Origin of the sequence: Streptomyces sp. NPDC050743 (assembly GCF_044456925.1) — a bacterium.
Taxonomy (GTDB): Bacteria; Actinomycetota; Actinomycetes; order Streptomycetales; family Streptomycetaceae; genus Streptomyces.
The window spans coordinates 82,841-107,713 of the sequence record NZ_JBITGJ010000013.1; the positions used below are offsets into that span (position 1 = coordinate 82,841).

Below are 24,873 nucleotides of genomic sequence, written 5' to 3' on the forward strand. Positions count from 1 at the left end.
AAGTACGATGACGTGTGATCAGACCGTGACCAGGATCTGGCTCCGCTAGTGATTGAGGGATCACATGTCGTCCTACTTCAGCGACCTGGCCCAGCAGTACATCGACGGAGAGTGGCGACCCGGCACCGGTTCCTGGGACGTCATCGACTTCAACCCCTACGACGACGAGAAGCTGGCCTCGATCACGGTGGCCACGGTGGACGAGGTGGACCAGGCCTACCGGGCCGCCGCGCGCGCCCAGAAGAAGTGGGCCGAGACCAACGCCTACGCCCGCCGCGCGGTCTTCGAGCGGGTGCTGCGGCTCATAGAGGAGCGTGAGCAGGAGATAGCCGACCTGATCATCGCGGAACTGGGCGGCACGCGCGTGAAGGCCGGTTTCGAGCTGCACCTCGCCAAGGAGTTCCTGCGCGAGTCGATCCACCTGGCGCTGCGCCCCGAGGGCAAGATCCTGCCCTCCCCGGCCGACGGCAAGGAGAACCGCGTCTACCGGGTGCCGGTCGGTGTCGTGGGCGTGATCAGCCCCTTCAACTTCCCCTTCCTGCTGTCGATCAAGTCGGTCGCACCGGCCCTCGCGCTCGGCAACGCGGTGGTCCTCAAGCCGCACCAGAACACTCCGATCGCCGGTGGCACCCTGATCGCGAAGCTCTTCGAGGAGGCCGGGCTGCCCGGCGGCCTGCTCAACGTGGTCGTCACCGACATCGCCGAGATAGGCGACGCGTTCATCGACCACCCGGTGCCGAAGGTCATCTCCTTCACCGGTTCCGACCAGGTCGGCCGGCACGTGGCCACCGTCTGCGCCGCGAACTTCAAGCGCTCGGTGCTCGAACTGGGCGGCAACAGCGCGCTGGTGGTCCTGGACGACGCCGACCTCGACTACGCGGTGGACGCGGCGGTCTTCAGCCGGTTCGTGCACCAGGGCCAGGTCTGCATGGCCGCCAACCGGGTCCTCGTGGACGCGTCCGTCGCCGAGGAGTTCACCGAGAAGTTCGTCGCCAAGGTCAGGACCCTGAAGGTCGGTGACCCGCGCGACCCGCAGACCGTCATCGGCCCGGTGATCAACTCCCAGCAGGCGAACGCGATCTCCGGCGCCGTCGAGCAGGCGATCGCCGAGGGCGCCACCGCCCTGGTCCGCGGCGGCACGTCCGGCAACCTGGTCGAGCCGAGCGTGCTCACCGACGTACCCGCCGACTCCGCGCTGCTCCGGCAGGAGGTGTTCGGCCCGGTCGTCTTCCTCATCCCGTTCGACGGCGAGGAGGAGGCGCTGCGCATCGTCAACGACACCCCGTACGGCCTCAGCGGCGCCGTCCACACGGGTGACATCGAGCGGGGTGTCGCCTTCGCCAAGCAGGTCGACACCGGCATGTTCCATGTGAACGACGGCACGGTCCACGACGAGCCGATCGTGCCGTTCGGCGGCGAGAAGCACTCCGGAATCGGCCGCCTGAACGGCGAGACGACGCTGGAGGCCTTCACGACCGTCAAGTGGATCTCGGTCCAGCACGGCCGCAGCGGTTTCCCCTTCTAGGGCACCTTTTCCGGGCGCCGGGCCATTGCGGACAGTGGCTGACCGCAATGGCCCGTAGCGTCGTCGGTGTCAGGGGGCGCAGGGCCCCGGCGACGGTGAGGAGAGGCGGCCGGCCATGGTCAAGCACGTACCGGCGGAGGCACAGGGCGACGAGCGCGGGGCGCTGCTCGCGTTCATCGAGGAGCAGCGCGGCGGGATCCGGCGGGCCCTGCTCGGACTGACCGAGGAGCAGGCCAGCTCCCGCCCCAGCGCCAGCGAGCTGTCGCTCGGCGGCCTGCTCAAGCATGTCGCCGAGGTCGAGCAGAGCTGGATCGCCCGTGCCAGGCAGGAACCACCGGCGATCAAGCGGGACGAGTCCAACTGGCACGAGAGCTTCCAGCTGGTCGGCGAGGAGACGGTCGCCTCGCAGCTGGCGTACTGGGAGCAGGTCGCCGCCGAGACGGAGAAGTTCATCCGCTCCGCGCCCAGTCTGGACGACACCTTCCCGCTGCCGCCGGACCCCTGGTTCCCGCCGGAGGGCCGGGTCTCGTTGCGCTGGGTGTGTCTGCACCTGATCCGCGAGACGGCCCGGCACGCCGGCCACGCCGACGTCATCCGCGAGTCCCTGGACGGCAGGACGGCCTTCGAGCTGGTGGCCCGGGAACAGGGCGGCTCCTGGGGGTGACCGCGGGGCGGGGGGCCGTACGGCAATAGCCTGGACCGCATGTCAGCGATCCGTCTTCTCGTGCTGGGCGCGGTCCGCCAACACGGGCGGGCCCATGGCTACCAGGTGCGGGGCGACCTGGAGTACTGGGGCGCGCACGAGTGGTCCAACGCCAAGCCGGGCTCGATCTACCACGCCCTGAAGCAGATGGCCAGGCAGGGGCTGCTGCACGCGCACGAGATCGCGCCGTCCACGGCCGGCGGCCCCCCGCGGATCGAGTACGAGCTGACCGAGCAGGGCACCGAGGAGTACTTCGCCCTGCTGCGCGAGGCGCTGGTCACCTACGACCAGCGCGGCGACGTGAAGACGGCGGCCATCGGCTTCATGGTCGACCTGCCGAGGGCCGAGGCGGTGGCGCTGCTGAAGGAGCGCACGCGCCGCATCGAGGCCTGGCGCTCCTCGGTCACCGAGCACTACGTCCCCGAGGAGGGGCCGGAACGGCTCGGCCACATCGGCGAGATCATGAACATGTGGGTCCACACGGCCGACTCCGAGGCCGAGTGGACCCACGGCCTCGTCGAGCGCCTGGAGAACGGCGCCTACACGTTCACGGGCGAGGGCGATCCGTTCGTCGGCGTGCTCGCCGAGGACGAGGAGAACCCGTACGCGACGGGGGAGCGGCACCCGGAGGACGACCGCTGACCAAGTTGTGACCGACACCCTGCCGGCGGTCTTCTTCCCGTCGGCGGTACGGAAGTTCGCGCGGCTCGGCGGTGGCCCTAGTGGTGGAAGCCGGTGGCCGCCGCCTTGTCGTGGGTCAGGGGATGCGGCTGCCGGCGCAGTCCGGGCAGCAGGCGGGTCAGGTCGGCCAGGAACAGGTCGGCCAGGTCGTGGGAGAAGCCGTTGCGGCACACGACCCGCAGCACCGAGAGGTCCTCCCGGTTCGCCGGGAAGGTGTACGCGGGCACCAGCCAGCCGCTCTCGCGCAGCCGCCGGGAGACGTCGAAGACGTCGTACGACGTCGCGTCCGGGGCGGTGGTGAAGGCGAAGACCGGCAGCTGGTCGCCCCGGGTCAGCAGCCGGAAGTCGCCCAGCTCCTCGATCCGCCCGGCGAGCGAGGTCGCCACGTCCCGCGTCGACTGCTGCACCGCGCGGTACCCGTCGCGGCCGAGCCTCAGGAAGGTGTAGTACTGGGCGACCACCTGGGCGCCGGGCCGGGAGAAGTTGAGCGCGAAGGTCGGCATGTCGCCGCCCAGGTAGTTGACCCGGAAGACCAGCTCCTCGGGCAGCGCCTCCTTGTCCCGCCACAGGGCCCAGCCGACGCCCGGATACACCAGTCCGTACTTGTGCCCCGAGGTGTTGATCGAGGCCACGCGCGGCAGCCGGAAGTCCCACACCAGGTCCGGGTCCAGGAAGGGCGCCACCATGCCGCCGGACGCGCCGTCCACGTGCACCGGGATGTCCAGCCCGGTGCGCTCCTGAAGGGCGTCCAGGGCGGCGCACAGCTCCGCGATCGGCTCGTAGGAGCCGTCGAAGGTCGAGCCGAGGATGCCGACGACCCCGATGGTGTTCTCGTCGCACAGCTCGGCCGCCGCCTGCGGGTCCAGGTGGAAGCGGTCGCCCTCCATGGGCACCAGCCGGGCCTCCACCTCCCAGAAGTTGCAGAACTTCTCCCAGCACACCTGGACGTTGATGCCCATGACCAGGTTGGGGCGGGCGCCCGGGTACCGGTCGGCGTTGCGCGTGGCCCACCGTCGCTTGAGCGCCATCCCGGCCAGCATGCACGCCTCGCTCGACCCGGTCGTCGAACAGCCCACCGCGCTCGACGGGTCCGGCGCGTTCCACAGGTCGGCGAGCATCGCCACGCAGCGCCGCTCCAGTTCGGCGGTGCGCGGGTACTCGTCCTTGTCGATCATGTTCTTGTCCCGGCACTCGGCCATCAGCACCCCGGCCTGCGGCTCCATCCAGGTGGTGACGAACGTGGCCAGGTTCAGCCGGGAGTTGCCGTCCAGCATCAGCTCGTCGTGCACCAGCTGGTACGCCGTGGACGGGGCCAGCGGGGCGTCCGGGAGCCGGTGCGTGGGCGGGGCCTCCGTCATGCCGCCGACCGGATTGGCCTCTCCGTAGAACGGGTTGACGGAAATCGTCCGCTCTTCGTGTTTCTCGGGACCTTTGTGCAGGGCCATGAACGTCTCTCCAGGGATCGCGGGGTAAGGGTTTTCAGCGGATCGGGGTGCCGTCCTCGCCCAACTGCATCTGCGGGCGCCCCGTCACCAGGAGCCAGGCCGGCAGCGACGCGATGCACAGCACGGCGATGATGGCGGGCGAGGCGACCAGGACGGCGGCGGTGAACAGGCTCACCCAGCCCTGCCGGGTGATCGCCAGGAGCATGCCCAGGGCGCCCGTGGCCACGCCAAGCGCCGGATGCACGGCCGGAAGCAGCGCGTGGGCGGACAATCCCAGGGCCGTGCCGACGAAGACGGCCGGGAAGATACGGCCGCCACGGAAACCGCACGACGCGGCGACGAGCAGCGCGGCGAGCTTCACCACCGCCATCCCGGCGAACTGCCCCGCCGACCAGCCGTCCGGATGCCGGGCCAGCTCCGCGACCTCCGCCAGCCCCTTGAAGAGCGTCAGATGGCCGCCCAGGGCCCCCAGAGCGCCGAGCACGACCCCGCCGGCCGGAAGCATCAGCATCGGGTGCCGCAGCCGCCGGAAGGCCGTGTGGACGAGCGGGAAGGCGTACACCGCGCACATGCCGAGCAGCGCGGACGCCGAGGCGATCACGAGCGCCGCCAGGACGTCCTTGGCGTCCGGGTGTCCCATGGGCGGCAGCCCCAGGTCGAAGGCGGGACGGAACAGCAGGGTGGTCGTCACGGCCCCGCACGCGCCGGCGGTCAGCGGCGCGAACAGGTTGTCCCACAGCCGGCCGCGCATCGGGCGCCCGGCCAGCGCCTCGGAGATGACCAGCGCCGCCGCCACCGGCGTGCCGAACAGCGCGCCGATCGTCGCCGACTCCGCCAGCACCGGCCACAGGCTGCCCGGCGCCCGGGGCACCAGGCGCGCGCCGAGCCAGACCGCGAGGCCGACGTTCACGGCGATGATCGGGTTCTCCGGGCCGAGGCTCGGGCCGCCGGCCAGCATCAGCCCGGTCGCCAGCACCAGTCCCGGCAGCACGACCGGCGGCAGCGCCGGGGCGTTCAGGCCGAGGGTGGCCGGATCGGGCCCGGCGTGCCCGGGCACCTTCCACACCACGAGACCGACCGCGAGGCCCGTGGCGGTCAGCACCACGAACATCCACAGCACCGAGTAGCGGCCCACCCCGAGCGCGTCCGGCAGCGGTCCCCACAGCACGTGCTGGAGCTGCTCCGCCGCCGCGCTCACCCCGATGTAGACCAGGCTCGCGACCACGCCGACGACCACGGCGGGCAGGATGAACGGCAGCAGGGCCCGCGCCGGCGCCGTAGGGGCGGTCGGGGGCGCCTGCGGCGCGTCGGGTTCCTGGGCCACGGGCTCACCATAAGCGGACAAAATCGGCACAACACCCTGAAAGGGTGCGAACGGAAAGCGGCTTGCACCTCACGCGGCGTGAGGCCTCAGCGTGGAGGGCGTACCGACCGAAGGAGCGGAAAAGTGAGCTACTCCGTGGGACAGGTCGCGGGGTTCGCCGGGGTCACGGTGCGCACCCTGCACCACTACGACGAGATCGGCCTGCTGGTGCCCGGCGAGCGCACCCACGCCGGCCACCGGCGCTACACCGACGCCGACCTCGACCGGCTCCAGCAGATCCTGTTCTACCGGGAGCTCGGCTTCCCGCTCGAGGAGGTCGCGGTCCTGCTCGACGACCCGGACGCGGACCCGCGCGCACACCTGCGCCGCCAGCACGAACTGCTGACCGCCCGGATCGAGAAGCTGCAGAAGATGGCCGCGGCCGTGGAGCACGCCATGGAGGCACGCAAGATGGGCATCAACCTCACCCCGGAGGAGCGCTTCGAGGTCTTCGGGGACAAGGACCCCTTCAACGAGGAGTACACCGAGGAGGCGGAGCAGCGCTGGGGCGACACCGAGGCCTGGGCCGAGTCCCAGCGCCGCGCCGCGCGCTACACCAAGGAGGACTGGAAGCGGATCAAGGCCGAGGCCGACGACTGGCAGGAGCGGTACGCCGCCCTGGTGGCCGCGGGCGCGCAGCCGTCCGGCGAGGCGGCCATGGACATGGCGGAGGAACACCGGCAGCACACGAGCAGGTGGTTCTTCCAGGTCCCGTACGAGATGCACCGGTGCTTCGGGGAGATGTACGTCTCCGACGCGCGGTTCAAGGCGTACTACGACGCCATGGGGCCCGGTGTCGCCGAGCACCTGCGCGAGGCGATCCTCGCCAACGCCGACCGGCACACTGCGTCCTGACGTCCCGGCCCGGAGCTCACTCCCGGGCCAGGACCACCGCCGTGCCGTACGCGCACACCTCCGTGCCCACGTCCGCGGCCTCCGTCACGTCGAACCGGAACGCCAGCACGCCGTTGGCCCCACGCGCGCGTGCCTGCTCCACCAGTCGCTCCATGGCCTGGTTGCGGGTCTGCACGAGCGTCTTGGTGAGCCCCTTCAGCTCGCCGCCGATCATCGACTTCAGCCCGGCGCCGATCTGGCTGCCGAGGTGCCGCGAGCGCACGGTCAGTCCGAAGACCTCGCCGATCACCTGCTCCACCCGGTACCCGGGCACGTCGTTCGTGGTCACGACCAGCACGTCCGGCTGGGGCCCCTGGCCGCCGCCGTAGTCATCGAGTCCCATGAGTCACAGCTTTCTCCCAGTCATCGCACAGTGCATCCTGGAGACACCGGTGGAACCTGGGGCGGTCACATCACGTTGATAGCTTTGTGCGGCCCTTCCCGGAAGACCAGTCGCCGTAGCCGCCTTCACCCCTCAGGAGCCCGGACCCGTGATGACACTCGCCCTCGGCCCGAGCTGGCTCGATCCCAACTACCTGCTCGACACCTACAGCATCTGGGGCCTGCTGCTCATCGTCTTCGCCGAGTCCGGCCTGCTCATCGGCTTCTTCCTGCCGGGTGACTCGCTGCTGTTCACCTGCGGCCTGCTGATCACCTCGCATCAGCTGGACTTCCCCCTGTGGGGCGCGATCGGCCTGATCTGCCTCGCCGCGATCCTCGGCGACCAGGCGGGCTACATGTTCGGCAAGAAGGTCGGCCCGTCCCTGTTCAACCGCCCGGACTCCCGCCTGTTCAAGCAGGAGAACGTCACCAAGGCGCAAGAGTTCTTCGAGAAGTACGGCCCGAAGTCCCTGGTCCTGGCCCGCTTCGTGCCGATCGTGCGCACGTTCACGCCGATCATCGCCGGCGTCAGCGGCATGAAGTACCGCTCGTTCCTGATCTTCAACGTCATCGGCGGCACCCTGTGGGGCGCGGGCGTCACCCTGCTCGGCTCCTGGCTCGGCAACATCGGCTTCGTCAAGAACAACATCGAGGCGATCCTCATCCTGATCGTCCTCGTCTCCGTGGTCCCGATCGCGATCGAGTTCCTGCGCGCCCGCGGCAAGCAGAAGACGGCCGCGCAGCCCGCCCCGGCACCTCGGCCCCAGCCCCAGCAGCCCCCGGCCATGGACACCGCGACCACCCAGCTGCGCCGCATCGAGCTGGACCAGCCGTACGGGCAGCACTACGGCGGCCAGTACGAGCAGCAGCCGTACCAGCAGCCCCAGCAGCAGGACTGGAACCAGCAGGAGCAGTACTGGAACCAGGACTACGACCAGCAGCAGTACCCGCAGCAGCAGCACGACCAGCACCAGCACCAGTACCCGTACGACTACCGCCGGCAGTAGCCGGCCGAGGGGCGCGCGGGACTAGAAACCCCGCGTCCGCTTGGCGGCCCGGCGCTTGCCGACGGAGCCGACCCGCAGGAACAGCCGGAAGATCTCCGAGCCCAGATTGACCCCGATGGCGATGGCCATGGCCAGCGACGCGGCGTTGGCCAGCGACACCAGCCCCTTGTTCACCTCGTTCTGGGCCATGTTCAGCAGCCCGAAATACGTGGCGGAGCCGGGCAGCAGCGGCCCGATCGCCGCCGTCGTATAGGGCAGCGCCGAGGCGAACCGGTACCGCGACAGCAGCTGCCCGAACAGACCGACCAGCCCCGCGGCCACAGCGGTCGACGCCACCGGCGAGATGTCCGCGACGTAGTGCATCGCGCCGTACACCGTCCAGGCCACGCCCCCGTTGAGGGTCACCCACAGCACGGTGGACCGCTCCTGCTGCAGCAGCACCGCGAAGGTCAGCGACAGCAGCATGGAGGCCGCGATCTGGATCAGCGGCCGTTCGTTGATGACGAGCGCCGCGTCCGGGTTGAGCTTGCCGCCGACCTTCACGCCGAAGTACAGGACGACCAGCACACCGGCGACGATGCCGACGAAGAAGTACAGGACCTCCAGCAGACGGGCCGAGGCGGTGATGTAGAAGCCGGTCAGACCGTCCTGGACGCCCGCCACCAGCGCCCGCCCGGGCAGCAGCGCGAACAGTCCACCGGTGACGACGGCGGACGCCTTCACGTCGACGTGCGCCAGCGCGAACGCCACCCCGACCGCGGCGGGCGGCATCGCGGCGACCGTGAACTGGTAGAACTCCGGCAGCCCGCGCCCCGCGCACAGCCAGGCCAGCCGGTCGCCGAGCATCGCGCCCAGCGCGGCCGCGACGAACACGATCAGGTCACCGCCGACCAGCACGGAGGCCGCCCCCGCCAGCAGACCGCTGGCCAGGGTCAGCGCCCAGCCGGGGTAGGGGTGCCGGTTGCGGCGGATCTCCGCCAGCCGGCGGTAGGCCTCCTCCAGGGAGACATGGGTCTCCGGGTCGGTCAGGTCGTCCACCAGCCGGAACACGGCCGCGAGCCGGGTGTAGTCGGTGCCCCGCCGCCGTACCGTCCGCGAGGCGGTCACCGGGTCCTCCACCAGCGACGGCTGGTGCGAGATCGACAGCAGCGTGAAGGTGACGTTCGGCTCGCAGCGGTCCAGGCCGTAGGAGCGGCACACCGCGAACATCGCGGCCTCCACGTCCTCCGCGCCCTCGCCGCCCGCCAGCAGCAGCTCGCCGATACGCAGGGTCAGGTCCAGCACGCGCGGGACGGCCGGGCCCTCCTCCTCCACCCGCTGCACCAGCTCGGGCGCCGGCCGCTCGGCCACCGGCATGCGCAGCATCGTGCGCATCCGGTCCTGCCAGGGGGCGTCCTTGACCAGGCTGACCAGGGGCACCCCGGTGGCGGGGGTGAACGCCGTCAGCGAGTCGTTGGAGCCGTAGGTGCTCGGCGGGCTGAACGCCGACCCCTCCGGCTCGGCAGCCGGCGCATGCGGTGTCTCCAGGCCCTTCGGCAGGGCGAACTCGGAGGTCGTCTCCGCCTCACCGACCGTCTTCGGCACGTCCAGTCCCGCCGGAATGGCGAACTCGGACGTGATCTCCGGGTCGTACCGCGCCTCGTCGGACCGGGGCTTGCGGTCCTCCGCCTCCGTCACCTCGTACCGCTCCCTGAACGACACCTTCCGTACGGCTCAGTATGCGCACACCTACCCGACGGGCCGTACGCGCGCGTGGATGCGGACGGGCCGCACGCGTGCGTACGGCCCGTCCGCGAGAACAGCGGGGGTTCAGTGACCGCCCTGCTCCTCGAAGCGCTTGTAGGAACGCTCGATCTCCGCCTCGGCGTCCGTGCGGCCCACCCAGTTGGCGCCCTCGACGGACTTGCCGGGCTCCAGGTCCTTGTACACCTCGAAGAAGTGCTGGATCTCCAGGCGGTCGAACTCCGACACGTGATGGATGTCGCGCAGGTGCTCCACGCGCGGGTCGGTGGCCGGAACGCACAGCAGCTTGTCGTCGCCGCCCGCCTCGTCCGTCATCCGGAACATGCCGATCGCGCGGCACTTGATCAGGCAGCCCGGGAAGGTCGGCTCGTCCAGGATGACCAGCGCGTCCAGCGGGTCGCCGTCCTCGCCGAGGGTGTTCTCGACGAAGCCGTAGTCGGTCGGGTAGGCGGTCGAGGTGAAGAGGCGACGGTCCAGGCGGATCCGACCGGTCTCGTGGTCCACCTCGTACTTGTTGCGCGAACCCTTCGGGATCTCGATCGTGACGTCGAACTCCACCGGTGGCTCCTCCATGATCAGCACATAGTTCTGGTGATTAAGTGTCCCTCACGCAGGTGTGTGATCGCGAAAGGGGCTGGTGGTCGTGCCAGAGCTGAGGCCTTGGCGGGCCGCGAGACCGCGGATGGAGCGGATCGCGAACGCCGTACGACCGCGCCTGGCGCGAGCCGGGGCGGCCGCCAAGCCGCGGGTCGCGCGGTTGGCGCGGGCCCTGCGGTCCAGGCCACCGGCCCTGAAGACCTGGCAGTACACCGCCGGCGCCGCCACCGCCGGCCTGGCGCTGGCCGCGGGTGTGGTGACCGCGGCCGGCCCCTGGGACGCCGACGGTCAGCGTACGGCCGAACGAGACCGGGCCGTCGCCCTGGAGCGGACAGGTGGCACAGATCACGGCCGGTCCGCCGCGGCCGTGCGGGCGCCCCGGCCCGCCCCGAGCGCCGGACCCGTCCTGCTGGGGCTGGACGGCGCGACGAGCGCCGTCGGCACCAAGAAGGCCGCGCCGGACGGAAAGCCACTCTCGGGCGTCCTGGAGCCCCTCCTGGACGTCTCCGCGCTGGGCGGCACCCGCGCGGCCGCCGTCGTCGACGTGGCCACCGGCAAGCGCCTGTACTCCTCCGGCGCCGGTACGGCCCTCACCCCCGCCTCCACCACCAAGATCGCCACCGCCGTAGCCGCCCTGTCCGCCCTGGGCCCCGACCACCGCTTCACCACCCGCGCCGCCCTCGAACCCGACACCGGCGAACTCGTCCTGGTCGGCGGCGGCGACCCCACCCTCACCGCCCGCGAGAAGGCCGGGGGCACCTCCCGCTCGAGCGAAGCCGAGAGTGGGGGAGGCTGGGCCGACCTGCGGGAGCTGGCGGCGAACACCGCGACGGCGCTCGGCAAGCGCGGCATCCACAAGGTCACGCTCTCCTACGACACGACCCTGTACTCCGGCCCCGCCGTTCATCCCATCGGCGTCAACGACAACCTCGCGCCGGTCAGCGCCCTGATCGCCGACGAGGGCCGCACCGACGGCTCCAGCAGCGGCCCGGCGCCCCGCGTGAGCGACCCGGCGAAGGACGCGGCGAGCAAGTTCGCGACCTTCCTGAAGGCCGCCGGCATCACCACCACGCCTCCCGGCCCCTCCAAGGCCACCACGCGCGCGCAGACCCTCGCCACCGTCTCCTCGCCCCCGCTGTCCGACGTGGTGGAGCGCATGCTGACCAACAGCGACAACGACATCGCCGAGGCCCTGGCCCGTCAGACCGCCCTCGCCAGCGGCCAGCCCGGCAGTTTCGACGGCGGCGCCAAGGCGATCTCCGCCCGGCTGACCAAGCTGGGCCTGCCGATGTCCGGCGCCTCCTTCCACGACGGCAGCGGCCTGAACCGCGACGACCGGCTCACCGCCGACCTCCTCACCGCCCTCCTGGTCACCGCGGGCGACCCCGGCCGCCCCGGACTGCGCCCCGTCCTCACCGGCCTGCCCGTGGCCGGCTTCACCGGCACCCTGGCCGACCGCTACACCGACAGCGCGGCGGGCGTCGTACGCGCCAAGACCGGCACCCTGACCGGCGTGAACACCCTCGCCGGCACGGTCGTCGACGCCGACGGCCGCCTCCTGGCCTTCGCCTTCATGGCCTCCGGCACGGCGGACCCCGTGGCGGCCGAGTCGGCCCTGGACAAGGCGGCCACGGCGCTGGCGGCCTGCGGCTGCCGGTGACCCCGCCGACCGTCGCGGGCCCGTCCGCACCGCCGTTCCCGCCCGCCGCACCACCTGCCGACCCGTCATGGCCTGCCCCAAGCGGGAGCGGTCCCGTACGGTTGACGACATGACTGGCTTCGGTGGCACCGCATCTCCCGGGATGGTCGACTGGAACCTCGCGGTGGCAACCGCGACACGGCTCGTACGGCCGGGCCCTGATGTCAGCCGTGACGAGGCACGCGCCGTCGTCGCGGAGCTGCGCCGGCACGCCAAGGTCTCGGAGGAACACGTCCGGGGCTTCACTCGTATGGGCACCGAAGAGATCCACGACACCCCCGTGCTGGTGGTCGACCGCCCCGGCTGGGTCCGCGCCAACGTGGCCGGCTTCCGCGAGATCCTCCGGCCGCTCCTGGAGAAGATGCAGGAACGGCGCGCCGGCAGCCCCGGCGGCGCGGTCCTCGGCACCGTCGGCGGCAAGGTCACCGGCGTCGAGCTCGGCATGCTGCTGTCGTTCCTGTCCTCCCGCGTCCTCGGCCAGTACGAGACGTTCGCCCCCGCCGGCCGCGAGCTCCCGGCCGGCGAGAACGGTGGCGGCCGCCTCCTGCTCGTCGCGCCCAACATCGTCCACGTCGAGCGCGAACTCGACGTCCAGCCGCACGACTTCCGCCTGTGGGTGTGCCTGCACGAGGAGACCCACCGCACCCAGTTCACGGCCGTGCCCTGGCTGCGCGACCATCTGGAGGGCGAAATCCAGTCGTTTCTGGCGGAGACCGACGTCGACCCGATGACCTTCCTGGAGCGCGTCAGGGAAGCCGCGCAGTCCCTCGCCGGGGGCCGCCCTGAAGGCGAGGAGGAGGACGGCGGCCGCTCCTTCGTGGATCTGGTGCAGACCCCCGCCCAGCGCGAGATCCTCGCCCGCCTCACCGCCGTGATGTCTCTGCTGGAGGGCCACGCCGACTACGTGATGGACGGCGTCGGCCCGAGCGTCGTACCGACCGTGGCGGAGATCCGCGAGAAGTTCCAGCAGCGCCGCGCCAAGGGCGCCTCCCGCCTCGACCTCGCCCTGCGCAAGCTGCTCGGTCTGGATGCCAAACTGAGGCAGTACCGCGACGGCGAACGGTTCGTGCGGGCCGTCGTGGAGCAGGTCGGCATCGACGGCTTCAACCGCGTGTGGACCTCGCCCAACACCCTGCCCACCAAGGCGGAGATCGCCAAACCGGCGGACTGGGTCGCGCGGGTGCACCGCAAGGCCGATTCGTGAACGGCATGGACACGTCGTGATTCGAATCCGGCCGACGGCAGGCGAACGCCCCTCCAATCACCCGTCCGAGGGACCGTGAGCCATGCGTAGGCGTGCAATGCTCGGGGAACCGCCCGCTTCTGTCACCATCTACACACTCTGAGTGACCGAACTCGGGCTCACCCCCCGAAAACTTCATGAAGGGAACCGGACATGGGTCCCCATCCTGCGGTCGCGGCGATACGCCTGGCGGTCCGCCGCGTCCTCCACGACATCCTCAATGACCAGCACGCCTTCGTCGGGCACCCGGACCGGACAGCCGAGCGGCTCCCCTCCCCGCTCGTGCTCGTCGCGTGCTCCGGCGGCGCCGACTCCATGGCCCTCGCCTCCGCCCTCGCCTTCGAGGCGCCCAAGCTCGGCGTCCGCGCCGGCGGCGTCACCATCGACCACGGCCTCCAGCCCGGCTCCGGCCTCCGCGCCGACGAGGTCGCCCTGCGGCTGCGCGAACTCGGCCTCGACCCGGTCGAGTCCGTCGCCGTGACCGTGGGCCGCGACGGCGGACCCGAAGCCGCCGCCCGGGACGCCCGCTACACCGCCCTCGACACCGTCGCCGAACGCCACGGCGCCACCGCGGTCCTGCTCGGCCACACCCGCGACGACCAGGCCGAAACCGTCCTGCTCGGCCTCGCCCGCGGCTCCGGCATCCGCTCCCTGTCCGGCATGGCCGCGGTCTCGGGGGCCGGCGGCCGCTACCGGCGCCCCTTCCTGGAACTCGACCGGCAGACCGCCCGCAAGGCCTGCATGGTCCAGTCCCTCCCCGTCTGGGACGATCCTCACAACGCCGACCCCGCCTACACCCGCTCCCGGCTGCGGCACGAAGGCCTGCCAGCCCTGGAAAAGGCCCTCGGCAAAGGGGTCGTGGAGGCGCTCGCCCGCACCGCCCAGCTCTCCCGCGACGACGCCGACGCCCTCGACGCCTGGGCCAGCCAGGCAGAGGCCTCCGTGCGCGACGCCGCAGGTCTGCTGGAGTGCGCCAAGCTCTACGCCCTCCCGCCCGCCGTACGCCGCCGCATCCTGCGCCGCGCCGCCATCGAGGCCGGTGCCCCGGCCGGTTCGCTGTTCGCCCGCCACATCGAGGAAGTCGACCGTCTGATCACCGGCTGGCGCGGCCAGGGAGCCATCAATCTCCCGGGCAAAGTCGTCGCCCAGCGCCAGGGTGGCAGACTGGTGATTCGGCAAGGCTGAATCCCGGCCCCGCGGAGCGACCCTCCGGCGAACGGTCAGGGCAGCCGGTGGCCGTGGCTACGGCCGTAAGTGCGGGACGACCGAAAGTGATGCGGGTGGACGCGAAAGACATGGGTGCCGACCTCCAGCAGGTGCTCATCACCAAGGAAGAGATCGACGCGAAGCTGGCCGAGCTGGCCGCGAAGATCGACGCGGAATACGCGGGCAAGGACCTGCTCATCGTCGGTGTCCTCAAGGGCGCCGTGATGGTCATGGCGGACCTCGCCCGGGCGCTGTCCACCCCCGTCACCATGGACTGGATGGCCGTGTCCTCCTACGGCGCGGGCACCCAGTCCTCCGGCGTCGTGCGGATCCTCAAGGACCTCGACACCGACATCAAGGGCAAGCACGTCCTGATCGTCGAGGACATCATCGACTCCGGCCTGACCCTGTCCTGGCTGATCAACAACCTCGGCTCCCGCGAGCCCGCCTCGCTGAAGGTGTGCACGCTGCTGCGCAAGCCGGACGCCGCCAAGGTCGCCATCGACGTCGAGTGGGTCGGCTTCGACATCCCGAACGAGTTCGTCGTCGGCTACGGCCTCGACTACGCCGAGAAGTACCGGAACCTGCCGTTCGTCGGTACGCTCGCGCCCCACGTCTACGGCGGCTGAGCCGCTCCGGGTGGTGTGAGCCACCTGGCTCAAGCCTTGTAGGACGATCGGGAACCCCGGCGGGTTCCAGGCCGTTGAAGCATGCAGAGACGGGCTCAGGCGGCCCCCGAAGCGGACTTCGTGCGGCTTCGGACCACCGCGCTGGGGTACCGTCAGAAGAACTGTCTTATCAAACTCACTATGGCAGGAGGGACGGGGCGGCACCGCTCCGTATGGATGGACGTGAAGCGATACTTCCGTGGGCCGGTCATGTGGATCGTGCTGGCCGTCCTTGCCGTGGTCGTGTTGATGCAGGTCGTCGGCTCGTCCGGCGGCTACAAGACGGTGGACACCGGCCAGGTCGTCGCGGCGATCAATGACAACAGGGTCCAGTCGGCCAAGCTCACCACCGGCGACGAGCAGACCATCAAGGTCACCCTCAAGGACGGCCAGAAGGTCGACGGCAGCTCGAAGATCCAGGCGAGCTACATCGGCGACCAGGGCGTGACCATCGCCGGTCAGCTCCAGACCAAGTACCAGGACAAGCAGATCCCGGACGGCTACACGGTCTCGCCGTCCAAGCAGAACCCGTTCGTCGGCGTACTGCTCTCCCTGCTGCCCTTCGTCCTGATCGTCGTCGTCTTCCTGTTCCTGATGAATCAGATGCAGGGCGGCGGCTCCCGGGTGATGAACTTCGGCAAGTCCAAGGCCAAGCTCATCACCAAGGACACCCCGAAGACGACCTTCTCCGACGTCGCCGGCTGCGACGAGGCCGTCGAGGAGCTCCACGAGATCAAGGAGTTCCTGCAGGAGCCGGCCAAGTTCCAGGCCGTGGGCGCCAAGATCCCCAAGGGTGTGCTGCTCTACGGCCGCCCCGGTACCGGTAAGACGCTCCTCGCCCGCGCCGTGGCCGGCGAGGCGGGCGTGCCCTTCTACTCGATCTCCGGTTCCGACTTCGTCGAGATGTTCGTCGGTGTCGGTGCCTCCCGGGTCCGTGACCTGTTCGAGCAGGCCAAGGCGAACGCCCCGGCGATCGTCTTCGTCGACGAGATCGACGCGGTCGGCCGCCACCGCGGCGCCGGTCTCGGCGGTGGTCACGACGAGCGCGAGCAGACCCTGAACCAGCTGCTCGTCGAGATGGACGGCTTCGACGTCAAGGGCGGCGTGATCCTCATCGCCGCCACGAACCGCCCGGACATCCTCGACCCGGCGCTGCTCCGCCCCGGCCGCTTCGACCGCCAGATCGCGGTCGACCCGCCGGACCTGCAGGGCCGTCTGGAGATCCTCAAGGTCCACCAGAAGGGCAAGCCGGTCGCGCCCGACGTCGACCTGGCCGCCGTCGCCCGCCGCACCCCCGGCATGACCGGTGCCGACCTGGCGAACGTCCTCAACGAGGCCGCGCTGCTGACGGCCCGAGGCGACCAGAAGCTGATCGACAACAGGGCGCTGGACGAGGCGATCGACCGTGTGGTCGCGGGCCCGCAGAAGCGGACCCGGATCATGTCGGACAAGGAGAAGAAGATCACCGCGTACCACGAGGGCGGTCACGCCCTGGTCGCGGCGGCCTCACCGAACTCCGACCCGGTCCACAAGATCACGATCCTGTCCCGCGGCCGTGCCCTCGGTTACACGATGGTCCTGCCCGACGAGGACAAGTACTCGACCACGCGCAACGAGATGCTCGACCAGCTCGCCTACATGCTGGGCGGTCGCGCCGCCGAGGAACTGGTCTTCCACGACCCGACCACCGGTGCCGCGAACGACATCGAGAAGGCCACCAACCTGGCCCGCGCGATGGTCACCCAGTACGGCATGACCGAGCGGCTCGGCGCCATCAAGTTCGGCGGCGACAACAGCGAGCCCTTCCTCGGACGTGAGATGGCTCACCAGCGCGACTACTCGGAAGAGGTCGCCGCGCTGGTCGACGAAGAGGTCAAGAAGCTCATCGAGACCGCGCACAACGAGGCCTGGGAGATCCTGGTCGAGAACCGCGACGTGCTCGACAACCTCGTTCTCCAGCTGCTGGAGAAGGAGACCCTGGGCAAGGAGGAGATCGCCGAGATCTTCGCCCCGGTCGTCAAGCGCCCGCCGCGGCCCGCCTGGACCGGCTCCTCCCGCCGCACCCCGTCCACCCGCCCGCCGGTGCTCTCCCCGAAGGAGCTGGCACTGACGAACGGCGCGAACGGCGCGACGGCCGCGATCAGCACGGCCAAGTCCACCGCCGCGGAGTCCGCCCCGGTGACGGACAAGACCCCGGACGACCGCCCGGAGAGCTGACGCGTTTCGGCCAACAGGGCCGGAATGAATGCCGCGCCCCCCAGGTTTTAGCCTGGGGGGCGCGGCATTTTCGTATGCCCGCGGGCAAGAGGTAAAGGAACGAGGCATCAGATGACCGACCCCGTGACGCTGGCCGGCGAAGGCTTGATCGGTGAGTTCGACGAGAAGCGTGCCGAGAACGCCATTCGCGAACTCCTGATCGCGGTTGGTGAGGACCCCGACCGAGAAGGCCTCCGGGAAACCCCGGCGCGAGTAGCGCGGGCGTATCGGGAACTCCTGGCGGGGCTGTGGCAGGCGCCCGAGGACGTTCTGACGACGACGTTCGACTTGGGGCACGATGAGATGGTCCTGGTAAAGGACATCGAGATCGTTTCCCTCTGTGAACACCATTTGCTGCCATTTCATGGCGTAGCTCACGTCGGTTACATTCCGGCCGAAACAGGCAAAATTACCGGCCTTTCGAAGCTGGCACGCCTGGTGGAGGTTTTCGCTCGCCGCCCGCAGGTGCAGGAACGACTCACCACGCAGATCGCGGACTCCCTCATGCGGATCCTGGAGGCGCGGGGTGCGATCGTGGTCATCGAGGCCGAGCACATGTGCATGTCCGTGCGCGGCATCCGCAAGCCCGGCGCCAAGACCACCACATCGGCGGTCCGCGGCCAGCTCCGCGACGCCACGACCCGCGCCGAGGCGATGAGCCTGATACTGGCCAGGTGAGCCGGCCGCCGGTGCTGCCCGATGCCGTCCCTTGATCAGTGGGTTGACCACTGGTCAACGGGGGGTCGGGGAGGGGCGACGGCCACCTGGCCCGTCAGTCCTGGTGGCCGGAACCGGCGGTCACGCCGCCGGTTCCGCTCCCGGGGGGTTCTGGTCCTCGTCCTCCGGGAGTCTGCACACGCGCTCCAGGAACATGGCCGCCGCTATGACACCGATGCCGGCAAGGACCGAGAAGCCGGCGTAGACGGCCTGGTCGCGGCGGGCGGGGATGTCGAGGAGTTCCAGCAGGAAGACGCCCGTGCCGCCGTACATGCCGGCGACGAGGGCGGCGACCAGGGCGCTGGCCTGGCCGAAGACGACCGCGCGGGCCGCCATCAGGGGGTCGACGCCCTTCGCGCCGGGGCGGCGCTCGCGCTGGGCCTTCAGACGGGCGCGCAGCGACAGCGCCGTCGACAGCAGGACCACCGCGATCAGGGCGAGCACGATGGGGGCGGCCAGGGGGACGCTGGGGAGGGTCCCGATCGAGTTCCAGAGGCGGGCACCCGCCCAGGACAGGATCCCGGCCACGACGAACACGCCCGCCAGCACCCTGATGCGCAGCTCTCTCACGGTGTCCCTTCAGCTCCCCCGGACCGGTCCGGACTGCGGTCGTGTCGACCTTGTCGTCTGAGTCGTCTTGACCTTAACGACTATTCAGGCAGTCGGAGTTCCAGGTCCTCGCGGGGCTCGACGCCCGCACGGGTGACGGCCGACAGCAGTTCGGCCACCGCGCCGCGGCCGGGCAGCTGGGCCTGCGGGTCCACGTCGTGCCAGGGGGCGAGGACGAAGGCGCGCTCGTGGGCGCGGGGGTGGGGCAGGGTGAGCTGCGGGTCGTCGGAGGTGACGTCGGCGTAGGCGACGATGTCGACGTCCAGGGTGCGCGGGCCCCAGTGCTCGTCGCGGACGCGTTTGTACGCCTCCTCGATGGCGTGGGCCCGCTCCAGGAGGGAGGAGGGCGGCAGGGTGGTCTTGAGGACCACGACCGCGTTGAAGTACGACGGCTGGCTGCCGGGCTCGACGCCCCAGGGCTCGGTCTCGTACACCGGGGAGACGGCCTTCACACGGACACCCGGGGTGTCCTCCAGCGCGTCGACGGCGCCCTGGAGGGTCTCCAGGCGGTTGCCGAGGTTGGAGCCGATCGAGATGACGGCCCACTTCGGGTTCTGCAGGGTCGTGTCGGCAGCGTCGACCTTCTCGACGACCGAGGCGGGCACCGGCTGGACGGTCGGGTCGCTGTGACCCTGGAGGAAAGGTCGGGTCATACTCGGCTCCGGGTGATGGTGACGGTCACGTCGTCGAAGAGAACGGTGATCGGGGCGTCCGGCTTGTGGACGCACACCTCGACCTCCTGGACCCCTTCGTGCTTCAGGCAGGTCTGGGCGATCCGCTCGGCGAGGGTCTCGATGAGGTTCACCGGCTCACCTTCGACCACGGCCACGACCTCCTCGGCCACGATGCCGTAGTGGACGGTCTTCGCCAGGTCGTCGTCAGCCGCAGCCGGCCGGGTGTCCAGCCCCAGGACGAGGTCCACGATGAAGGTCTGGCCCTCCTCGCGCTCCTTGGGGAACACACCGTGGTGCCCGCGGGCCTTGAGGCCGCGCAGCGCGACACGATCCACGCGAATCACTCCTGCAATCGTCGGGAAGGACCGGTCCGTACCACGTGCGGGCGGCACACCGTCCTCAGACGAATCTACCTGCGGGCACTGACAAAGCCGGGCCGCGGGGCGCGGGCCCAGGCCGGGACCTCGAGGGTTCATCTCACGTTTCCCCAGGGAAACACGGCCGTGTCATGGGCTGGTAGCGGCTCCTACCCCGGGGTAGGTGATTCCAACCACTTCTCGGTCCCTGTGGAGCGTCTACCCGCTCAGGCGAGGGGGTCGTCGTCCGGATTGACGCCGTCGGCGCCGGGCTCGTCGTCCTCGTCGGTCTCCGCCAGGACGGGGGAGGCGTGGTGCGACCAGAGCTTCCAGCCGGAGGTTGTGCGCCGGAACACGTTCGTGGCGACGACGAGCTGGCCGACGAGCGGTCCGAGCTCCGCGCCGTCCTCGGGGGCGGGGCCGCCGCTGAGGATGTTCTCGGTGCAGGTGACGAGCGCGGTGTCGCCGGTGACGGAGACGTGCACGTCGGTGAGGAAGAACTGGATGTAGTCGGTGTTCGCCATGATCAGGGCGTACGACCTCAGGACCTCGCCGCGGCCGGTGAGCACCGGCCAGCCGGGGTGCACGCAGGAGACCACGCCCGTGTCCGCCGGGTCGTGGTACTCCTCGTCCACGCCCAGGTCGGCGGGGGTGAGCCAGAGGGAGGACAGCTCCTCGAAGTCACCGCGTTCCATCGCCTCGTAGAAGGCGGTGTTCGCGGCCTCCACCTGTTCGACGTCGGTATGAGGGGCGCTCACCGGGTTCCTTCCGCCCCGCGATCGCCTCCAGTGCCCGGCGCGTCCCCCACTTCACACGCCCCCTGCTCGCTTCGCGCGTCCGGCGCCGGGCCTGCCGTACGCGCCCCTTCCACGGCGCGGGCGACCCGCACGGCGTCCGCGGTGGCGCGTACCTCGTGTACGCGCACGGCCCACGCGCCGGAGTGCGCCGCGAGCGCGGAGACGGCGGCCGTGGCGGCGTCGCGCTCCCGGGCTGGCGGAGGCGCGCCCTCCGGACCGGCGAGGACACGGCCGAGGAACCGCTTGCGGGAGGCGGCCACGAGCAGGGGGTGGCCGAGGGCGCGCAGGCGGTCGAGGTGGGCGAGCAGGACGAGGTCGTGCTCGGCCTCCTTGGAGAAGCCGAGGCCGGGGTCGACGACGATGCGGTCGGGAGCGATGCCGCCGGCCAGAACGACCTCCACGCGTGTGCGCAGTTCGTCCACGACTTCGGTGACGACGTCCTCGTAGACGCCCTGGACGTTGCCGCCCTGCAGGAAGCCGCGCCAGTGCATGACGACGAAGGGGGCGCCCGCGTCGGCGACCACCGGGATCATCGCGGGGTCGGCGAGGCCGCCGCTGACGTCGTTGACGAGGGCGGCGCCGGCCGCGAGGGACTGTTCGGCGACGGAGGCGCGCATGGTGTCGACGGAGACGACGGCGCCTTCGGAGGCGAGGCCGCGGACGACCGGGATGACCCGCCTGAGTTCCTCGGCCTCGTCCACCCGGGTGGCGCCGGGGCGGGTGGACTCGCCGCCGACGTCGACGAGGTCCGCGCCCTCGGCGACGAGTTCCAGGCCGTGCTTGACGGCGGCGGTCGTGTCGAACCAGCGGCCGCCGTCGGAGAAGGAATCGGGGGTCACGTTGACGACACCCATGACCGCGCACCGGTCCCATACCGGAAGGCCGACGACCCGGCCGCGCCCGCTGAGGTTGTTCATACGTTCAGCGTAGGCCCAGCAGGGCGCCGGGAACGCGCGGCGGCCCGGGCGGGAGCCCCCGTGCTGGAGGGGGTGGGGCGCCCGCCCGGGCCCGTCCTCGGCCGCACCGCTCGTTCCCGCGGCCCTCATCCGGCCCTGCGCTCAGGCCGCGCGGACGTCCCGTTCCGCCATGGCGTGCGCGCAGGGGCGCGCGGCGGCCGCCGCGCGCCGGCGCAGGAAGCGCGGGAGCGGCAGGGCGAGGTTGACGAAGCCCTCCGCCTGCATGGCGGCGAAGCCGATGCGGGGCAGGTCGGCGGTGTTCCGGTAGACGACGAAGCGGGGCTCCCAGCGCGGCTGGAACTTGGCGTTGAACTTGTACAGCGACTCGATCTGGAACCAGCGCGAGAGGAAGACCAGCAGCCCGCGCCAGGCGCGCAGCACCGGCCCGGCGCCGATCTTCTCGCCGCGCGCGAGGGCGGAGCGGAACATCGCGAAGTTCAGCGAGATCCGGGTGATGCCGAACTTCGGCGCGGCCTGGAGGGCGGCCACGATCAGCAGCTCGTTCATGCCGGGGTCGGCGCTGCGGTCGCGGCGCATCAGGTCCAGCGAGACGCCGTCCTCGCCCCAGGGCACGAAGTGCAGGACCGCCTTCAGGTCGCCGTACTCGCCCGGCTCGTCGTCCTGCTTGTGGGCGGTGGCGATCAGGCAGTCTCCGTCGGCGGCGTCGCCCACGCGGCCGAGCGCCATGGAGAAGCCGCGTTCGGTGTCGGTGCCGCGCCAGTCCTCCGCCGCCCGGCGGATGCGCTCCAGTTCGGCGTCGCCGAGGTCACGGATGCGCCGTACCCGGGTTTCGTAGCCGGCTCGCTCGATGCGCTTGACCATTTGCCGCACGTTGCGCATCGCGCGTCCGGCGAGCGAGAAATCCGCGACGTCCACCACCGCCTCGTCGCCCAGTTCCAGGGCGTCCAGGCCGGTCTCACGGGTCCACACCTCGCCGCCCGTCTCCGAGCAGCCCATGACGGCGGGCGTCCAGGAGTGTGCCTTGGCCTCGTCCATGAAGCGCTCGATGGCGCCGGGCCATGCCTCGACGTCGCCGATGGGGTCGCCGCTGGCGAGCATCACACCGGAGACGACGCGATAGGTGACCGCGGCCTTGCCGCTGGGGGAGAAGACCACCGCCTTGTCGCGGCGCAGCGCGAAGTGGCCGAGCGAGTCGCGCCGGCCGTGCTTCTCCAGCAGGGCCCGCAGCCGGGACTCGTCCTCCTCGGTGAGGCGGGCGGCCGGGTGCTCGGGGCGGAAGGCGAGGTAGATGGTGGTGACGGCGGTGATCCAGCCGAGGGCGCCGAGGGAGAAGGCGACGGTCCAGGACGTGTTGCCCTGGTAGTCGACCGGGCCCTCGAAGCCGAACAGGCCGTAGACGACGTGCGTCAGCCGGTCGGCCAGGCTCGGGTCGCCGATCGTCCGGTGCGGGTGGACGCTGACGATGACGAGTCCGAGGACGAGGGAACTGGCGCTCATGAGGATGAAGTTCGCGAGCGCCCGCCACCTGCTGCGCGGGTCGGGCAGCGCCGCGAACTCGTCGCGGTGGATCAGCAGCGGCACCAGCAGTGCCACCGCGATGAGCACGCCGATGACCGAGTGCCGGTACGCGAACTGCGCCGCCGCGCCCGCCGGCAGCAGCGCGACGGCGGCCCGCCACGCCCGGCGCTTGCGCCGTTTGAGCCCGTGCGCGAGCAGCAGCAACAGCACGCCGGCGCTCAGCGAGAGCGCGGCCGCGAAGGGCCCGAACGAGCCCGGCAGCACCTCGGCGATGGCGTGCATACGGCTGTGACGGAAGCGCGGGAACACGCCCCCGGCAATGTCCAGGACGCCCACGAGGGCCGCCGCCCTGCCGACGAGAACGGGGGCGGCCTCGGGACGCGGGCCGCGCAGTATGCGCCGCGCCCGGCTTGATCGGCTCGGAACCCCGCCCGACATTTCCCCATCTATCCTGACAGACATCGCATCCCGTAGTTCTGCGAGAGACCTTGAACCCGGGCCCGATCGGGCATCCGGCGACATTGCGCCCTCTAGGACGGTGTCTTGGGGAGAGAGGTTCACTCCCCACCGGAAAGTCGGGTCAAAGGCCAAGAAAAGTCCCGGGCAAGCCCTCGCGACGAAGCGTGGGAGGGCGCCGGGTGGAGAGCGCAGGCAGGAAGCAGCCCATGGGTCTCACGAGCAACAAAGTGCTGATGCTGGCGATCGTCCTCGCCGTGCTGCTGTTCGCCGGCACGGTGTGGCTGTGGCCGCGGCTGGCCCGGCGCAGCTGGCGGGCCGTCAGCGGGCGGGTCGGCCTGCTGCTCACCACCCAGTTGGCGCTCTTCGCCTCGGTGGGCCTCGCCGCCAACCAGGCCTTCGGGTTCTACGCCAGCTGGGCGGACCTGTTCGGCCGGGAGACGGGTCAGGGCGTCGTCGTCGACCACATAGCGGGCGGCAACAGCGGCCCGATCCAGGTGGTCTCCACGTCCCGGGTCGTGGGGACGAACAGCGCGCTGCCGCAGGCGGCGGGGCAGATTCAGAAGGTGGACATCCTCGGCCGTACGACCCACATCGCGGCACCGGCGTTCGTCTACCTGCCCCCGGAGTACTTCCAGCCGCAGAACCGCACGCACAAGTTCCCGGTGTCCGTCGTCCTCACGGGTTACCCCGGTACGGCGCAGGCGCTGGTGACCAAGCTGCACTACCCGAGTACGGCACAGCAGTTGGCCAAGGCGGGGAAGATGCAGCCGATGATTCTGGTGATGATGCGGCCGGCCGTGGCGCCGCCCCGGGACACGGAATGCGTGGACGTTCCCGGCGGCCCGCAGACGGAAACGTTTTTCGCCAAGGATCTGCGGGACTCCGTGATGGCCCACTACCGGGTGGACGGGACGCCCGCCAGCTGGGGCATCATCGGTGACTCGACCGGCGGCTACTGCGCGCTGAAGATCGCCATGCACTACCCGAGGGCGTACGCGGCCGCTGCCGGTCTGTCGCCGTACTACAGGGCGCCGATCGACCCCACCACCGGGGATCTCTTCCGCGGCGACAGGAACCTGCAGAATCGAGCCGACCTCTTCTGGGTGCTCAGGCATCTGCCCGCGCCCGAGACCTCGCTGCTCGTCACCACGAGCAGGATCGGTGAGCACAATTACAAGGACACGCTCAGGTTCATCAAGAACGTGCAGGACACGAACGTGACCAGGATTTCGTCGATCATCCTTCCGAGCGGCGGGCACAACTTCAACACCTGGCGGCGGGAGATCCCGGGGACGCTCCAGTGGATCAGCACGCGGCTGGTCGCGCACTGATCCACTGCGCCTGACATCCGGTGAGGCCCGTGATGTGGCCGTGTTTTTACGGGGCGGGGGTCCGCGATTCGCCTACGCGCGGTA

The 24,873-nt window shown here is 70.7% G+C and carries 23 protein-coding genes; 12 read left to right on the forward strand and 11 right to left on the reverse strand.

Annotated elements, in window-relative coordinates:
• Window positions 1-64 precede the first annotated feature (64 nt).
• The 3 genes from ACIBJF_RS16145 (at window position 65) to ACIBJF_RS16155 (ending at window position 2,870) form a co-directional block, all read left to right on the forward strand.
• Window positions 65-1,525, forward strand: coding sequence for an aldehyde dehydrogenase family protein (locus tag ACIBJF_RS16145; RefSeq protein WP_399174326.1), 1,461 nt, complete (start codon window positions 65-67; stop codon window positions 1,523-1,525).
• 115 nt (window positions 1,526-1,640) lie between these two features.
• Window positions 1,641-2,189, forward strand: a complete 549-nt coding sequence (locus ACIBJF_RS16150) for a DinB family protein (RefSeq protein WP_399174327.1) — start codon at window positions 1,641-1,643, stop codon at window positions 2,187-2,189.
• 39 nt (window positions 2,190-2,228) lie between these two features.
• Window positions 2,229-2,870, forward strand: a complete 642-nt coding sequence (locus ACIBJF_RS16155; protein ID WP_399174328.1) for a PadR family transcriptional regulator — start codon at window positions 2,229-2,231, stop codon at window positions 2,868-2,870.
• A gap of 77 nt (window positions 2,871-2,947) precedes the next feature.
• Here the strand turns inward: ACIBJF_RS16155 and ACIBJF_RS16160 are convergent, their stop codons facing one another.
• On the reverse strand, window positions 2,948-4,354 hold the full coding sequence (locus tag ACIBJF_RS16160) for a glutamate decarboxylase (protein WP_399174329.1): 1,407 nt from the start codon (window positions 4,352-4,354) through the stop codon (window positions 2,948-2,950).
• 34 nt (window positions 4,355-4,388) lie between these two features.
• Window positions 4,389-5,678: an ion channel protein gene (locus ACIBJF_RS16165; RefSeq protein ID WP_399174330.1), complete on the reverse strand. Its 1,290-nt coding sequence runs from the start codon at window positions 5,676-5,678 to the stop codon at window positions 4,389-4,391.
• A 123-nt stretch (window positions 5,679-5,801) separates the two neighbouring features.
• On the opposite strand from ACIBJF_RS16165, the gene ACIBJF_RS16170 reads away from it, so the two are divergent.
• A complete protein-coding gene (locus tag ACIBJF_RS16170; protein ID WP_399174331.1) occupies window positions 5,802-6,572 on the forward strand; it encodes a MerR family transcriptional regulator in 771 nt (256 codons plus the stop codon).
• Between the two features lie 16 nt (window positions 6,573-6,588).
• Here ACIBJF_RS16170 and ACIBJF_RS16175 read toward each other — a convergent pair whose 3' ends face one another.
• Window positions 6,589-6,954: a YbjQ family protein gene (locus ACIBJF_RS16175; RefSeq protein ID WP_351810941.1), complete on the reverse strand. Its 366-nt coding sequence runs from the start codon at window positions 6,952-6,954 to the stop codon at window positions 6,589-6,591.
• Window positions 6,955-7,102: 148 nt separating this feature from the next.
• Between ACIBJF_RS16175 and ACIBJF_RS16180 the strand changes: the two genes are divergently transcribed.
• On the forward strand, window positions 7,103-7,999 hold the full coding sequence (locus ACIBJF_RS16180) for a DedA family protein (protein ID WP_399174332.1): 897 nt from the start codon (window positions 7,103-7,105) through the stop codon (window positions 7,997-7,999).
• Between the two features lie 21 nt (window positions 8,000-8,020).
• Here ACIBJF_RS16180 and ACIBJF_RS16185 read toward each other — a convergent pair whose 3' ends face one another.
• Complete coding sequence (locus ACIBJF_RS16185) at window positions 8,021-9,676, reverse strand: threonine/serine exporter ThrE family protein (protein ID WP_399174333.1); 1,656 nt, start codon at window positions 9,674-9,676, stop codon at window positions 8,021-8,023.
• 132 nt (window positions 9,677-9,808) lie between these two features.
• Window positions 9,809-10,300, reverse strand: a complete 492-nt coding sequence (locus tag ACIBJF_RS16190; RefSeq protein ID WP_055708033.1) for an inorganic diphosphatase — start codon at window positions 10,298-10,300, stop codon at window positions 9,809-9,811.
• Window positions 10,301-10,424: 124 nt separating this feature from the next.
• Here ACIBJF_RS16190 and dacB point away from each other — a divergent pair, with 124 nt between their 5' ends.
• The 6 genes from dacB (at window position 10,425) to folE (ending at window position 18,089) form a co-directional block, all read left to right on the forward strand.
• Entirely contained in the window at window positions 10,425-11,999 is a 1,575-nt protein-coding gene (gene dacB / locus ACIBJF_RS16195) for a D-alanyl-D-alanine carboxypeptidase/D-alanyl-D-alanine-endopeptidase (RefSeq protein ID WP_399174334.1), read from the forward strand.
• A gap of 109 nt (window positions 12,000-12,108) precedes the next feature.
• The gene (locus ACIBJF_RS16200) at window positions 12,109-13,242 is read left to right on the forward strand and encodes a zinc-dependent metalloprotease (protein ID WP_399174335.1); all 1,134 of its coding nucleotides are present in this window, start codon (window positions 12,109-12,111) and stop codon (window positions 13,240-13,242) included.
• A gap of 192 nt (window positions 13,243-13,434) precedes the next feature.
• Window positions 13,435-14,466, forward strand: a complete 1,032-nt coding sequence (gene tilS / locus ACIBJF_RS16205; RefSeq protein WP_399174336.1) for a tRNA lysidine(34) synthetase TilS — start codon at window positions 13,435-13,437, stop codon at window positions 14,464-14,466.
• 89 nt (window positions 14,467-14,555) lie between these two features.
• The gene (hpt, locus tag ACIBJF_RS16210; protein ID WP_031165039.1) at window positions 14,556-15,116 is read left to right on the forward strand and encodes a hypoxanthine phosphoribosyltransferase; all 561 of its coding nucleotides are present in this window, start codon (window positions 14,556-14,558) and stop codon (window positions 15,114-15,116) included.
• A gap of 216 nt (window positions 15,117-15,332) precedes the next feature.
• Window positions 15,333-17,372 carry an ATP-dependent zinc metalloprotease FtsH gene (ftsH, locus tag ACIBJF_RS16215; protein WP_399174337.1) on the forward strand — a complete coding sequence of 680 codons (2,040 nt, stop codon included), beginning with the start codon at window positions 15,333-15,335 and terminating at the stop codon, window positions 17,370-17,372.
• Window positions 17,373-17,483: 111 nt separating this feature from the next.
• The gene (gene folE / locus ACIBJF_RS16220) at window positions 17,484-18,089 is read left to right on the forward strand and encodes a GTP cyclohydrolase I FolE (protein WP_351810962.1); all 606 of its coding nucleotides are present in this window, start codon (window positions 17,484-17,486) and stop codon (window positions 18,087-18,089) included.
• Between the two features lie 120 nt (window positions 18,090-18,209).
• Here the strand turns inward: folE and ACIBJF_RS16225 are convergent, their stop codons facing one another.
• From ACIBJF_RS16225 to ACIBJF_RS16250, 6 genes are all read right to left on the reverse strand, one after another.
• Window positions 18,210-18,698, reverse strand: a complete 489-nt coding sequence (locus ACIBJF_RS16225; protein WP_399174338.1) for a DUF3180 domain-containing protein — start codon at window positions 18,696-18,698, stop codon at window positions 18,210-18,212.
• An 80-nt stretch (window positions 18,699-18,778) separates the two neighbouring features.
• Window positions 18,779-19,390, reverse strand: a complete 612-nt coding sequence (gene folK, locus ACIBJF_RS16230; RefSeq protein WP_351810968.1) for a 2-amino-4-hydroxy-6-hydroxymethyldihydropteridine diphosphokinase — start codon at window positions 19,388-19,390, stop codon at window positions 18,779-18,781.
• On the reverse strand, window positions 19,387-19,746 hold the full coding sequence (folB, locus tag ACIBJF_RS16235) for a dihydroneopterin aldolase (protein WP_399174339.1): 360 nt from the start codon (window positions 19,744-19,746) through the stop codon (window positions 19,387-19,389). The genes folK and folB overlap by 4 nt, the downstream gene beginning before the upstream one ends.
• A 248-nt stretch (window positions 19,747-19,994) precedes the next feature.
• Entirely contained in the window at window positions 19,995-20,525 is a 531-nt protein-coding gene (locus tag ACIBJF_RS16240) for a nuclear transport factor 2 family protein (protein WP_399174340.1), read from the reverse strand.
• Window positions 20,522-21,481, reverse strand: coding sequence for a dihydropteroate synthase (folP, locus tag ACIBJF_RS16245; protein WP_399174341.1), 960 nt, complete (start codon window positions 21,479-21,481; stop codon window positions 20,522-20,524). The genes ACIBJF_RS16240 and folP overlap by 4 nt, the downstream gene beginning before the upstream one ends.
• Window positions 21,482-21,622: 141 nt before the next feature.
• Window positions 21,623-23,437: a phosphatidylglycerol lysyltransferase domain-containing protein gene (locus tag ACIBJF_RS16250; RefSeq protein WP_399174342.1), complete on the reverse strand. Its 1,815-nt coding sequence runs from the start codon at window positions 23,435-23,437 to the stop codon at window positions 21,623-21,625.
• Window positions 23,438-23,664: 227 nt separating this feature from the next.
• Here ACIBJF_RS16250 and ACIBJF_RS16255 point away from each other — a divergent pair, with 227 nt between their 5' ends.
• Window positions 23,665-24,789 (forward strand): alpha/beta hydrolase, encoded by a 1,125-nt coding sequence (locus ACIBJF_RS16255; protein ID WP_399174343.1) that lies wholly within the window; start codon window positions 23,665-23,667, stop codon window positions 24,787-24,789.
• Window positions 24,790-24,873: the final 84 nt, after the last annotated feature.